Here is a 13,041-nt window from a genome sequence, read left to right as displayed (position 1 = left end):
ATCCTTTAGTTCTACAAAATAAAAACGCGCTATTTTAACGGATAGGCAGCGTGGAAGCAATGAACGCGCGTTTGCCTACCATTCCACATTTTCTGCACCCAATAATTCCGCCAAGCGTTTGGGCAACTCAATATCGGGGCTTAAATACCATTGTTCGGGGTCGGGCAGCAGCTCGCCCGATGCTTGGGCATTGGCATAACACAAACGCAGGCGCACCGTGCCGTTTTCGGGGTCGACATAGGGGCGCAACAGTTCCGCCACTTTATCCACAGGGCTGCGCGGATTCAGGCGCAAAGTCAGGCTGCGGGCGTAAGCGGCGCGGGCTTCGTCCAGCGTGTAAACGGCATGGGCGTAAATGCTCAATCCGCCTTCGCCGTTGTAGGTGTCTTCGCGCACACGGCATTCGCACACCAAAATCTGGTCGGCTTTTAAGGTATCGCGCGAGAGTGTATTCAGCAGTTCACCGCGCACGGTCACTTCACGTCCGCCGCTGACATCTTCTAACTGAATCAATACTTTTTTGCCGTTTTTGCCGTTAATGTGGCGCACCTGCGTGGCAAATCCCGCCACACGCAACACTTCACTGTGCGGGCGCAATTTCGCCAAGGGTGTGCTTGCCAAACGGCGGACTTCTTTTTCATACGGGGCAAACGGATGCCCGCTCATATAAAAACCCAATACCTGTTTTTCTTCCGCCAAGCGCGTGCTTTCGTCCCAAGCGGGGATTTCGGTCATTTTTATGGCTTCAATGGCGTCTTCAAACATATCAAACAAGCCGCCTTGATTGGCATTATTGGCTTTTTGTTCGGCGTGCTGCATCGCCGCTTCCACATTGCCCAGCAGCATGGCGCGGTTGGGTTCAATGCGGTCAAACGCGCCGCCGCGAATCAGGGCTTCTACGGTGCGGCGGTTTACATGCTGTTTGCCGACACGTTCGCAAAAGTCAAACAGGTTTTTAAACTTGCCGCCTTTTTCCCGTGCTGCGACAATGCTTTGCACCGCCGCTTCGCCCGTGCCTTTAATCGCGCCGAGTGCATAGCGGATTTGTTTGTTTTTTAAGGGGATAAATCGGTATTCGGATTCGTTGATATCGGGCGGTAAAAAGCTGATGCCGTTCATGCGGCTGCGGGCATCGTCATAAAAAACTTTAAGCTGGTCGGTGTTGTCCAATTCGCTGGACATGGTCGCCGCCATAAATTCGGCGGGATAATGGGCTTTCAGCCATGCGGTTTGGTAGGAAACATAGGCATAGGCAGCGGCGTGGGATTTGTTAAAGCCATAACCGGCAAACTTTTCCATATAGTCAAAGATTTCATCGGCTTTTTCGCGGCTGATGCCTTGTTTTTCCGCGCCTTCGGCAAAAATATCACGGTGTTTTGCCATTTCTTCGGGCTTCTTTTTGCCCATGGCGCGGCGCAACAAATCCGCACCGCCCAGCGAGTAACCGCCAATCACCTGCGCTGCCTGCATCACCTGTTCCTGATACACCATAATGCCGTAAGTTGGTTCAAGCACAGGCTCTAATAAAGGGTGCATGTATTCAAACTTCGCCCCTTTCATCCGCGCAATAAAATCGGGAATCAAATCCATCGGACCAGGGCGATACAGCGACACAAAGGCGATAATTTCTTCCAAACGGCTGGTGTTTTGCGCCTGCAACAGCATTTTTTTCATACCAGGCGACTCAAACTGGAACACCGCAGTCGTGTTGGCATCGCGGAAAATCTGATACGCCGTTTGGTCTGTCAAATCAATTGCTGCAATATCAATGTCTTTACCTGTGGTTTGACGGATAAAGTTTTGCGCGGTTTCAATAATGGTCAGGTTACGCAGTCCCAAAAAGTCAAACTTCACCAAGCCCACGTCTTCCACATCGCCCTTGTCGTACATGGACACGGGCGAAGACGATTCGTCTGCCTGATACACGGGGCAGAAATCGGCGATTTTACCAGGGGCAATCAACACACCACCTGCGTGCATGCCCAAATTACGGGTTAAATCTTCCAGCTTCAACGCCAGATTTAACAACTCTTCCGCTTCTTCTGCTTCAATCAGGCGTAAGATTTCAGGCTCGGCTTCCAAAGCCGCCTGCAAAGGCAAAGGGCGGTTGGCTTCCAGCGGAATCAGTTTGGACAAACGGTCGCACAAACCAAACGGCAGTTCCAACACGCGCCCCACATCACGAATCACCGCTTTGGACGACATCGTACCAAAAGTTACAATTTGGCTAACCGCTTCTGTACCGTATTTTTGGCGCACATATTCAATCACGCGCCCACGGTTGTTTTGACAAAAATCAATATCAAAATCAGGCATGGACACGCGCTCTGGATTCAAAAAACGCTCAAACAGCAGCGCGTAGGCAATCGGGTCTAGGTCGGTAATCCCCAGCGCGTACGCCACCAACGAACCCGCGCCCGAACCGCGCCCCGGTCCGACAGGACAACCGTTGTTTTTCGCCCAATTGATAAAATCCTGTACAATCAAAAAGTAACCCGCAAAGCCCATTTGCACAATGGTATTTAATTCAAATTCAAGGCGTTGCTGATATTCGGGCAATTTGTCGGCGCGTTCCGCTTCATTGGGAAACAAGTGCGCCAGCCGCGCCAGCAAACCCTGATGCGACAATTCGCGCAAATAATCGTTCAGGCTTTGCCCGTCAGGTGTGGGAAAATCAGGTAAAAAGTTTTCCCCCAGTGTAAAGGTAAAATTGCAGCGTTTGGCAATTTCCAAACTGTTTTCAAGGGCTTCGGGCAAATCGGCAAAACGTTCCGCCATTTGCTCGGGCGTGGGGAAATATTGGCTGCGGACAAAGGGTTGTGGACGTTTTCGGTCTACCAACACGCGCCCTTCGGCAATGCAAACGCGGGCATCGTGGGCTTTAAAATCGTCTTCGTGCAAAAACTGGGTGGGATGGGTAGCGACAACAGGCAAATCCAATTCGTCAGCCAGTTTCAAACTGGCAGATACGATAGTTTCCCAAGCGGGGTGTTCGGGCAGGCGTTGCAGTTCCAAATAAAAAGCATCGGGAAAACGCGCAGCGTAACGCTCGGCAGCGGCGCGGGCGCGTTCGGGATGATTGGCGGCAAGATGCGTGCCGATTTCGCCCGCCGCTGCCCCACACAGGCAAATCAAACCGCTGTTGCTGCTTTCGTCCAGCCATTCAGGGCGCAATTCGGGATGATGGTGGTTGCGCTGCGGGTCGGTATAAGCACGGGTAAGCAGTTCGCACAAACGGCGGTAGCCCTGTTTATTCTGCACCAACAACAGGCTGCGAAACGGCGCATCGGCACGGTCGGGGTTGGCGATACGCACGTCTGCGCCCAATATGGGCTTAATGCCTTGTTTGCGACACGCCTGATAAAACTTTAACGCGCCAAACAAATTCATCAAATCGCTGACTGCCAGCGCGGGATAACCCAATTCGGCGGCGCGTTTTGCCAAATCGGGAATACGGATGGTGCTGTCGGTAATCGAAAATTCGGTGTGGGCGCGTAGGGGGATAAAATTGGGAACGGTCATCGCGGGCAGCCTGAAAACAAACGGGGAATTTTAACACAGGCGGTTTTGGTGCCTGCCGATATTTCGTTTCCCATGCTTTTTTACTGCCACACCAAGCATCATACCCCGCGTGATGGCACTACTTTTTATTGGGTAAAGGTTGCCATAAATAAACTCCTAATGTGTTGTAAAAGTGTTGATCAATATAATCCAAAATAGGGAAGATATAGCTTGGATGATTAAAGTGAATACGTACACTTATATTGTAGGGGAGGGGAGATGCTATTTTTGTAGTACTACAGTTAAAATCCCCCCTCTATCACAAGCAAACAAAAAACTGGGAAAATTAGTTCTTTTTGAAAGATTTGTGTTAATATTGGGCAAGTAAAAATAGTTATATACCGTCTTACTTTCCAAACACACTAATCCTTGTACATTATTCTCCTTGCAGGTTTTTTTTGAAAATTTAGAACCATAATAGTTAATCATTTCTTCTTTACTGGTAAAAGTATCTAAAGTCCTTTGATGTCGTGCTTCTATTTTATGGATATAAATTTTTCCGTGAATACCATCGGGTATGGTTGGTTTACCTAATGTTTTTCTGATTTCATCTGAATTAAAAGTCACCCAATCTACCTTATTGGCTCGCCTATATCTTGAATAAGCATCTTGATTTTTTTCATCTCTGTAGTCATACACCACAGGAGCAGGGTGCTGGGCTTTATTTTCTTGCTTTTCTGTGCATGAAAATAAAAACATTGAAAAAGTAACGATATACAGCAATTTAATGGTTTTCATAAGGGTTTTTCCTGTTGAATGGGTGCGATGGCTGCTGCTCAAGGTTTCTTTAACCTGTCTGAAAAACAAGCTTATTTGTAATAGATTGTAATCTTAAAAACCGTAACACGCAAAAAACCCGCTTCACCGTTTAAGCGGTGATGCGGGTACAAAATCATGGTTGCTTAATCAGAATGTTGCGCCTGCTGCTGGCGGCGACGCGCCAATTCTGCCAAGCCTTGTTGGGCGTTTTTGTCGCCCTGCTTGGCGGCTTCGCCCCACCATTTTTCGGCGGCATCGTAATCAGGCGGCGAACCGTGGAAATACAGCCAGCCCAAACCGTATTGCGCTGCCACCACGCCTTGTTCGGCAGCAGCTTTATACCATGTTACCGCTTCATCACGGCTTTGGTCCACGCCCCAGCCGTTAAAATAGGCAACGGCAAGATTGGTTTGTGCGGCGGCGTGTCCTTGTTTGGCGGCTTTCAGATACCATGCGGCGGCTTGGCGTTGTCCTTCAATGCTGTCAAGGCTTTGTGCGTACAGCAATCCCAAATTAAATTGGGCATCAGCATGACCTTGTTCGGCGGCTTTTTCGCACCAGTCGGCGGCTTTGTCGGTGTCTTGTTCCACGCCGTGTCCGTCTGCATACAGCAAACCCAAATTGTTTTGCGCGTTGGGATAGCCTTGTTCGGCGGATTTCAGATACCACTGTACCGCCAAATGGTAATCCTGCGGCACGCCCTGACCGCTTTCGTAACGCACGCCCATATTGTATTGGGCAGCGGCGTTGCCTTGTGCGGCGGATTTTTTAAACCATTCCAAGGCATTCGCTTCGTTTTTCGGCACGCCGCGACCATTGGCGTAAGCAATACCCAAATTGTATTGCGCTACGGCATCGCCCTGTTCGGCAGCTTTGGCAAACCATTGGGAAGATTCGCTTAAATCGCGTTCCACACCCAAACCGTGGGCGTACAGTTCGCCCAAGTTGTTTTGTGCAGCAGTGTAACCTTGTGCGGCGGCTTCGCGGTACCATTCCACGGCTTGCGCGTAATCTTGCGCCACGCCCTGACCTTTGGCATACGACACGCCCAAATTGTATTGCGCTGCCATGTGTCCTTGGTCGGCGGCTTTGCGATACCACACAGCGGCTTGCTGTTCGTCTTGCGGTACGCCGTAGCCGTTGTCAAACAAGGTTGCCAAATAATATTGGGCTTCAACATTGCCTTTGATTGCCAAGGTTTGAAACAGCGGGAAAGCTGCGCCGTAGTCTTCTTCTTCATACAGCGACACCGCTTGTCCGAACATCTGCACCAAACTTTCATCGTGTTGGGCAGGACGGTTGCTGCCGCCGCGTTGTATGGGGGCAACGGCTTCACGGCGCGGCTCGGGGGCAGCGGCGGGATAACGCTCGCGCTGTTCCGCCATCACGTCTGCCACGGTTTTAAACGGCTCGCCCAAGGCTTTGGCAACCATTTGCGCGGCGGATTTGGCAACTTGGCGGTCGCTTTGGCGGTGATTAACCTGCACGGCATTAGCGGCGCGTTCGCGCAAAGCGGTGTGCGCCTGTGCCGCGGCAAGGGCTTCTGCGTGTGCAGATGCAATCATTTCTGCCCGTAAAATTTCTTCGGCGCGTTCGCGTTCACGCTCGGATTCTTCGGTTGCCAAACGGTCGGCTTCTTCGGCTTCGGCTTCTTGTCGGTCGGCTTCTTCATCGTCCAACATTTCAAACACGGGCTTCGCCGCCGCAGGTGGCTGCTGGTGTGCTGCAGCAGAAGCGGCTGCTGCCAATTCGGCTACGGTTTTCGGGGCAGCGGCAGACGGTGCAGGCTGTGGTGTTTCCAGCGCTGTTTGCTGTGGCGCGGCAGGCACAACGGCAGGGGCTGGGGTTACTGTGGCTGCTTTTGCGGCGGCAGCGGCAGCCAATTCCGCCACAGTCGGCTGCGGGGGAACTTCGGCAGCCTGTGCAGGCACAACGGCTTGCGCGGGCGTTTCCGCTGCGGCTTGGGGTGCAGCGGGCGCAGTTTGCGGGGCAACAGCAGGTGTGTCTTGGTGAGCGGCTTGATTTTTTTGTTGCCATGCAGCAAAAGCAGCTAACTCGGCGACAGTGGGCTGCGGTTGTTGGGCAAATTGTTTGACAGGCACAGCTTCGGGCGCAGCAGCCGTTTGTGCTGCTTGCGGTGCAGCTTGTTCAGACGGAACAGCAGGCGCAGCTTGCTGGGGCTGATTTTGTTGCGATGCAGCGGCAGCGGCTAATTCGGCAACAGTGGGTTGTGCGGTAAGGGCTTGTGGCGCAGCTTCGGCAGCTTGTGTAGGTACAGCAGTTTGCGCGGGTGCTTCTGCTGCGGCTTGGGGTGCTGCGGACGCAGTTGAATTAGCAGATTGATGTTGCTGTGATGATGCAGCGGCTAATTCGGCAACAGTAGGTTGCGCGGTAACGGCTTGCGGTACAGCTTCGGCAGCTTGTGAGGGTGTTTCCGCTGCGGCTGGGGGTGCTGTGGGCGCAGTCGGAATGGGTGCAGCTTGATTAGCAGATTGATTTTGCTGTTGTGATGCTGCAGCAGCGGCTAATTCGGCGACAGTGGGTTGTGCGGTAAGGGCTTGCGGTGCAGCTTCGGCAGCTTGCACAGGCACAACACCAGCCGCAGGAACAACAGATGCTTCTACTGGAGCGGCTGGAACAACAGGTGCAGCCGTTTCTACCACAGGCACAACCGCTTCCTGCACAGGCAAGTGCGGTACAGCTGCTACGGGAATGCTGCGTTTTAAGTGCGGGGCAGTCGGCACGGGCTGATGTGTTAAAGCGGCGGGCGTGGCGGAAGGTTCGCCGCGTGCGGCTTTGGCATACCATGCGGCGGCTTGCTGATAATCCTGCGGTACGCCGCGCCCGTGTGCATACAGCTCGCCCATACGCGCTTGTGCGGGGGTATAGCCTTGTTGGGCGGCTTTTAAATAGCAGTCGGCAGCCGCCACATCGTCTTGCGGCAAACCCGCCGCGCTGCGGTGCAACTCGCCCAAATAATACTGCGCCACCGCTTGCGTTTGTGCCAGCTGGCGCACCATGGTTAAGGCAGAGGGATAGCCTTGTTGAGCCGCTTGAAAATAATAGTCGGCAGCGCGGACATCGTCTTTTGCCACGCCGTAACCGTGGGTGTACATACTGCCCAAATAATATTGCGCTTCATCGTAACCGCGTTCTGCCAAAGTGCGGAACATTCCCAAAGCAGCGGCATAGTCGTTTTGCTGATAGGAAGCCAGTGCTTTGACATACAAATTGGCGGTATTGTTTTCTTCCTGACGCGCCGCTTCGTCCAGCCACAACGCTGCTTCGCGGTAATCCTGTTCCACGCCCGTGCCGTTGGCATACATTTTGCCTAATTTAACTTGGGCTTGCAGATAACCTTGGTTGGCGGCGAGTTTGTACCACTCGGCGGCTTGGGCGGCATCGGTTTCCGTTCCCAAACCCGCAGCATACATTTCGCCTAAATAATATTGTGCGGTATCGCTGTTTTCTTCTGCCAATTCTTGAAAACCCGACAGCGCCGCATCGTAATCGGCGCGCTCGTAGGCATCGCGGGCTTCCTGCAAACGGTGTTCTGGGGTTTTGTCTTCCTGCTCGGCAGCCAGTTTGAACCATTGCGCCGCCTGACGGTAATCCAAAGGCACACCCAAGCCGTTGGCATACAGTTCGGCAAGTTTTGCCTGTGCGGGCGGATAGCCGCGTTCTGCTGCCTGACGGAACCAGTCGGCGGCTTTAATCGGGTCTTGCGCCACGCCCAAGCCTTCGGCATACAGTTTGCCCAAATGGTATTGGGCGCGGGTGGATTTTTGTGCCGCCGCCTGCAAAAACAAAGGGTGGGCAACGGCATAATCGCCTGCTTCGCAAGCCGCCAGCGCCTGTTTGAATTTGGTCGTAACAATGGCTGTTTTCATAATTGTTTTATTTTGGAAAATCGCAAAATCAGATAGGGGTGGAACGAATGCTTATATTAACAGAGTTTTGCACAAATTTAAAACTTTCGGCGGCGCGTTCCGCCCGTCCGCACTGCCGCGCAAGTGCCGTATTTGCCCGTTTGCAGGGCATCGCACCACAGGCAACCGCCGTTGCGCGATACCCACAAACCTACAAACCGTATGCCCCCACGCCTGCGGCAATATCACGCACCGCCGTTACATACATACGGCTGTGGTTATACTGCCAAACCGTGTAAAAATTATTCAAACCGATAAAATAATCATATTGATTGGGCGCAGTCTCCAAACGGAACAAAACCGCTTTTTCATGGTCTGACACCGTTGCCAAAGGCATCACGCCCATTTGTTTTAACTGCGCCACCGTGTAATTGAGCGCGGTTTTTTCATCAATTACCGCTTGCAGCTGCGGGGTAATATTCAGCGCAACAGGCACAATCATGCGTCCGCCCGTCTGCCAGCCGTGTACTTTCATATAATTGGCAACCGAAGCGGCGGTATCTGCCACGCTGTTCCAAATATCGCGGCGACCGTCGCCGTCAAAATCCACCGCCCATTTGCGATAGCTGGACGGCATAAACTGCGGCATACCCATCGCCCCTGCAAAACTGCCCGTAAAGCCCATCGGGTCGCGCCCTTCTTCCTGCGCCAGTTTTAAAAATTCCACCAACTCGTTTTGAAAAAACGCGCCACGGCGCGGATAATCAAACGCCAGCGTTGCCAGCGAATCCGCCACACGGATATTGCCTTTGTTCGCGCCATAATTGGTTTCAATACCGATAATGGCAACAATAATTTCGGCGGGTACGCCGTATTGTTGCGCGGCGCGGTCAATCACGGCGCGGTTAGCGGCATAAAAACGCCGTCCCGCCGCCAGTTTGGCAGCAGGTACATTATTGCGGCGAAATTCGTACCACGGGCGCGATGTTCCGGGTTTGTCCATTAAACGAATCAGATTCGCACGGTAGCCCGCACGCGCAAAAAAATCGTCCAAAGCAGCACGGCTAATGCCGCGCTGTGCATAATATTCGCTAAATGCCTGCACATTGGCATTGGCAGCATAGCCGTAAGCCACACCCGATGCGGGCGCGTTAAAAAACGGCACGGGTGCAGGCGCAACTGAAGGGCGTTTTTCGTGTGCAGGCGGCGGCATCAACACTTCCTGCGAAGCCGCCGTGCCCGATGTTTGCGGTGTGATGCCCTGCGGCTCTGCCCCACACGCCGCCAATACTGCCAGCGACACCATGCCCAAAAATTTTTTCATCAAAATAAAATCCTTTATTTACAATAAAATACCATTTAGTCAGCCATTATTTTTTTATCTACCGACCCAGTCGCAACGATTGCCCGACCACCGCTATTATGCCACAATTGCCACAACTTCCCGTCTGCCACCCGCCGCACACGGGCAAAACGGCGCAAAAGTGCATCTTTATTGCTATAATAGCGCCTGTTTCGCCCGCTACGGGCATTTACACCAACCACCACCGCCGTACCCCGCTACGGTACGCATGGCGAAGCTGCGGTTTGGGATTGTTCCCCGTACCGGCATTCAATTAAGGAACACATTATGGATTTAGAATCTGCCAAAAGCCAGTTTGTACGCTTGTGGGAAATTCAAAACCAGCTTTTGCTCAACGACATTGATTCGGAAATCCGCCACGCCGTATCCTGCGGCAAACGCGAATGCCAAGTCTATGTCGGCGACGTTACCACCTCTATGCACGACGTACTGGCATACTACGAGCGCAAAGGTTTTAAATGCGAACTGAAAGCAGACCAAAAAATCATGACCATACGTGGTTGGGCGCTGTCCTAATCCCTTTATTCGCACTTGCCCCGCCCCAATTTGGTGCGGGGCTTCACGTTTTGCCCGACTGCTTTTCCCGCCACGGTTTATCGCCTATAATTTTCCCCGCGTGATGATTCACGCATTTTTTTGGATTTTACTTCACATATAAGGAAACATAACATGATGAAAAAAACCGTTTTGGCACTGTCGGCGCTGCTGGCTGCCGCTTCCGTTCACGCCGCCGATTTCGCCCGCCACCCCGACAACAAAGCCCAAACCGTCCCCTCCAAAGCACAGGTACAAGTCATTAACTTTTGGGCAGCATGGTGCGCCCCCTGCCGCAAAGAAATGCCCGATATGTCCAAATGGTATGCCAGCAAAGGCAAAAAACAAAAAGTGTTTATGACAGGCATCGCCCTAGATACTTCCGAAAACATCAGCAAATTTTTGCAAACCACGCCCGTGTCCTATCCCATTTGGCGTTACACCGGCAAAGACAGCCGCAACCTGATGAAAAGCTACGGCAACAAAGTAGGCGCACTGCCCTACACCGTTGTCCGCGCCCCCCAATGCGCTTATGAAGAGCCGATTGTCGGCGAACTAACCCTTGCCCGTTTGGACCAAGCCGTGAGCAAAGCCCAAAACGCCTGCAAAGGCAAAAAAGCGTAAATTCTGTTATGATTCATAGGCTGTCTGAAGCGTTTTCAGACAGCCTGTTTTCTGTAACATACAAGGTAAAACCATGTCCGAACCACAAAAACCCCTAATTGAATTTCCCTGCGATTTCAACATCAAAGCCATGGGCGCACAACACCCCGACTTTGCCGCGCAAATGCTGGCAGCCGTTCAGCCCCACGCCCCTGCCACCACTTCCGCCGACATTACCCTGCGCCCCAGCAGCGGCGGCAACTACCAAGGCGCAACCATTAAAGTCCATGTAACAAACCAAGAACAACTGGACAATATTTACCGCACCCTTACTTCCCACCCGATGGTAAAAGTGGTTTTTTAATGAAAATCAAAAAACTGGGCTTGGCAGAATACGCGCCCGTGTTCCAAGCCATGAAAGACTTTAACGCCAATCGCCATGCCGATACCGAAGACGAATTGTGGGTGGTTCAGCATCCGCCCGTGTTCACGCAAGGCATGGCGGGCAAAGCCGAACACCTGCTGCGGCAAAGCGATATTCCTGTGGTACAGATTGACCGCGGCGGACAAATTACCTACCACGGACCAGGGCAGTTGGTGGTTTATACCCTGATTGATTTTAAACGGCGCAAACAAAGCGTCCGCTCCATTGTGTCTGCACTGGAAAACGCCATTATCCGCACCCTTGCCGACTACGGCATCGCCGCTGCCGCCGACCCGCAACGCCCTGGGGTGTATGTAAACGGACGCAAAATCGCCTCGCTGGGTTTGCGGATTAAAAACGGCTCGGTGTATCACGGGCTGGCACTGAATATCAATATGGATTTGTCGCCGTTTCAAATGATTAACCCTTGCGGCTATGCGGGCATGGAAATGGTGCAGATGGCGGATTTATTAGACAATGTACCGCCGTTTGATGAAGTGGCGGATAAATTAAGCGGTTATTTGCAGCAGGAATTGAGTAGTTAAACTACCCAAACCAAAAGGAATCAGGCAATGGAAAACCATATAGGGGAATTATTTATTCTACCGCTGGCGATTATTGCGGTTTTACTGCTTTACTTAATTGGCAATAGGCATTCCCCAACCACCAAGCGTGCATGGATAATCAGCGCGATTGTTTTCAGTATTATCATATACCTTCTCCTTATCCTTTCCATCGCCATCCCGTTCATTGGTATTCTATTCGCCTTCATGTTCCTGCTGAATTTCTCTATTTGGACGATTGCTGCTGCTTTGATTATCGGTACCGCCATTTCTACCTTCATTACATGGCGGCACAAATCCAAACCACCCCTGCGCAAAACCATCCTTATCCGAAGAAAACCGCCGCCAGACAATAACGACAACGAATCCTAAATTCAGGCAAACCCGATATTTCAACACACAGGGTTGCACATCAAGCACAGCCCTATGTGTTGCCCTGATTCGGACGGGGTAACACCCCGCCCGAACAAAAGCTGATTTTATTGCCGTCAACGACAGTGTTTCAAACCAAAAAGGAACTTTTGATGAAAAAAGCATTAGCCGCAGCTTTAATGTTGTTTGCCAGCGCATCGGCATGGGCAGCACCGCTTAGTCTCGGTTTACCCATACCTGACGATATGAACACATTGTTTGGTCTGCCGATTGGTATTATTATTTTTTTATTGATTTTCTTAATCACGGACAAGGATTCAGCAAGTACACAGCGCGCATTTATCATCAGTGCGATTGTGGGCAAAATCATGGCAGGCATTGTTTTTATTGCCTGTGCCATCGTCATTCCGCAAGGTGTTGGTGTTTTAATTGGTGCAATTGCCATGATATTCTTGCTGCCTTGGATTGCTGCTGTTTCTTTGATTATCGGCACGGTAGTTTCTGCCTTAATCACATGGTCTCGCGGCTCTGAACCGCCACCGCCGCCACAAAAAGCCACGTTTACCCTCAAAAAACCACCGGCAGACGAGAACGACAAGGAATCAGACAATGAAAAGTGAAATAGAAAATAATATTGATAAGTTATTTATTCTTCCCATTGTTATGATTATTGCCTTACTGATTTTCTTGGTAATCAAAAGGCATTCCCCAACAACACAACATACGTTTACCATCAGCATGGCTTTTGCTGGCATAGAAGTATTCATTATCTTTGTATTTTCATTAATAATTCCGTTCGGTGTCGGTTTTGCTCTATTCCCATACATCATAATGATGTTCTCGGCTTGGATTGTTGCCATTGCTTTGATTATCGGTACAGCCCTTTCTTCCTTTATCGCATGGAGGCACAGTAAGAAGCCACCACGCAGCACCAAGTTTATCCTAAAAAGACCACCACCAAACGACAAGGATAGAAAATCCTAAACCAACCCC

General features: G+C 51.5%; 11 protein-coding genes. 7 read left to right on the top strand and 4 right to left on the bottom strand.

Translation table 11 applies throughout. The features are described 5' to 3' along the window. Positions 1-75 precede the first annotated feature (75 nt). From dnaE to mltB, 4 genes are all read right to left on the bottom strand, one after another. The gene (gene dnaE / locus H3L98_RS03675) at positions 76-3,522 is read right to left on the bottom strand and encodes a DNA polymerase III subunit alpha (protein ID WP_034333830.1); all 3,447 of its coding nucleotides are present in this window, start codon (positions 3,520-3,522) and stop codon (positions 76-78) included. Between the two features lie 261 nt (positions 3,523-3,783). Further along, a complete protein-coding gene (locus H3L98_RS03670) occupies positions 3,784-4,299 on the bottom strand; it encodes a hypothetical protein (protein WP_182078455.1) in 516 nt (171 codons plus the stop codon). 164 nt (positions 4,300-4,463) lie between these two features. Then, positions 4,464-8,210, bottom strand: a complete 3,747-nt coding sequence (locus H3L98_RS03665) for a tetratricopeptide repeat protein (protein WP_051532127.1) — start codon at positions 8,208-8,210, stop codon at positions 4,464-4,466. 190 nt (positions 8,211-8,400) lie between these two features. Next, positions 8,401-9,513: a lytic murein transglycosylase B gene (gene mltB, locus H3L98_RS03660; RefSeq protein ID WP_027022433.1), complete on the bottom strand. Its 1,113-nt coding sequence runs from the start codon at positions 9,511-9,513 to the stop codon at positions 8,401-8,403. A gap of 306 nt (positions 9,514-9,819) precedes the next feature. Here mltB and H3L98_RS03655 point away from each other — a divergent pair, with 306 nt between their 5' ends. The 7 genes from H3L98_RS03655 (at position 9,820) to H3L98_RS03625 (ending at position 13,032) form a co-directional block, all read left to right on the top strand. Continuing rightward, positions 9,820-10,068 (top strand): hypothetical protein, encoded by a 249-nt coding sequence (locus tag H3L98_RS03655; protein ID WP_027022432.1) that lies wholly within the window; start codon positions 9,820-9,822, stop codon positions 10,066-10,068. Between the two features lie 156 nt (positions 10,069-10,224). Continuing rightward, positions 10,225-10,710 carry a TlpA disulfide reductase family protein gene (locus tag H3L98_RS03650; RefSeq protein WP_027022431.1) on the top strand — a complete coding sequence of 162 codons (486 nt, stop codon included), beginning with the start codon at positions 10,225-10,227 and terminating at the stop codon, positions 10,708-10,710. A gap of 73 nt (positions 10,711-10,783) precedes the next feature. Continuing rightward, the gene (locus tag H3L98_RS03645; protein ID WP_027022430.1) at positions 10,784-11,053 is read left to right on the top strand and encodes an HP0495 family protein; all 270 of its coding nucleotides are present in this window, start codon (positions 10,784-10,786) and stop codon (positions 11,051-11,053) included. Continuing rightward, a complete protein-coding gene (lipB, locus tag H3L98_RS03640) occupies positions 11,053-11,658 on the top strand; it encodes a lipoyl(octanoyl) transferase LipB (protein WP_027022429.1) in 606 nt (201 codons plus the stop codon). Before H3L98_RS03645 ends, lipB begins: the two co-directional genes overlap by 1 nt. A gap of 27 nt (positions 11,659-11,685) precedes the next feature. Continuing rightward, positions 11,686-12,048, top strand: a complete 363-nt coding sequence (locus tag H3L98_RS03635) for a hypothetical protein (protein WP_156932323.1) — start codon at positions 11,686-11,688, stop codon at positions 12,046-12,048. 152 nt (positions 12,049-12,200) lie between these two features. Then, entirely contained in the window at positions 12,201-12,668 is a 468-nt protein-coding gene (locus H3L98_RS03630) for a hypothetical protein (RefSeq protein WP_027022427.1), read from the top strand. Continuing rightward, positions 12,658-13,032, top strand: coding sequence for a hypothetical protein (locus H3L98_RS03625; protein WP_156932322.1), 375 nt, complete (start codon positions 12,658-12,660; stop codon positions 13,030-13,032). The genes H3L98_RS03630 and H3L98_RS03625 overlap by 11 nt, the downstream gene beginning before the upstream one ends. Positions 13,033-13,041: the final 9 nt, after the last annotated feature.

It is taken from the genome of Conchiformibius steedae, assembly GCF_014054725.1.
In the GTDB taxonomy this organism is placed as follows: domain Bacteria; phylum Pseudomonadota; class Gammaproteobacteria; order Burkholderiales; family Neisseriaceae; genus Conchiformibius; species Conchiformibius steedae.
The sequence above is the reverse complement of the archived record's forward strand: the minus strand, read 5'-3'. Positions and strand labels throughout refer to the sequence as shown.

Bases quoted from the DNA above. Each gene is read 5' to 3' on its own strand.
- dnaE (WP_034333830.1), bottom strand. From the start codon at position 3,522: ATGACCGTTCCCAATTTTATCCCCCTACGCGCCCACACCGAATTTTCG.
- H3L98_RS03670 (WP_182078455.1), bottom strand. From the start codon at position 4,299: ATGAAAACCATTAAATTGCTGTATATCGTTACTTTTTCAATGTTTTTA.
- H3L98_RS03665 (WP_051532127.1), bottom strand. From the start codon at position 8,210: ATGAAAACAGCCATTGTTACGACCAAATTCAAACAGGCGCTGGCGGCT.
- mltB (WP_027022433.1), bottom strand. From the start codon at position 9,513: ATGAAAAAATTTTTGGGCATGGTGTCGCTGGCAGTATTGGCGGCGTGT.
- H3L98_RS03655 (WP_027022432.1), top strand. From the start codon at position 9,820: ATGGATTTAGAATCTGCCAAAAGCCAGTTTGTACGCTTGTGGGAAATT.
- H3L98_RS03650 (WP_027022431.1), top strand. From the start codon at position 10,225: ATGAAAAAAACCGTTTTGGCACTGTCGGCGCTGCTGGCTGCCGCTTCC.
- H3L98_RS03645 (WP_027022430.1), top strand. From the start codon at position 10,784: ATGTCCGAACCACAAAAACCCCTAATTGAATTTCCCTGCGATTTCAAC.
- lipB (WP_027022429.1), top strand. From the start codon at position 11,053: ATGAAAATCAAAAAACTGGGCTTGGCAGAATACGCGCCCGTGTTCCAA.
- H3L98_RS03635 (WP_156932323.1), top strand. From the start codon at position 11,686: ATGGAAAACCATATAGGGGAATTATTTATTCTACCGCTGGCGATTATT.
- H3L98_RS03630 (WP_027022427.1), top strand. From the start codon at position 12,201: ATGAAAAAAGCATTAGCCGCAGCTTTAATGTTGTTTGCCAGCGCATCG.
- H3L98_RS03625 (WP_156932322.1), top strand. From the start codon at position 12,658: ATGAAAAGTGAAATAGAAAATAATATTGATAAGTTATTTATTCTTCCC.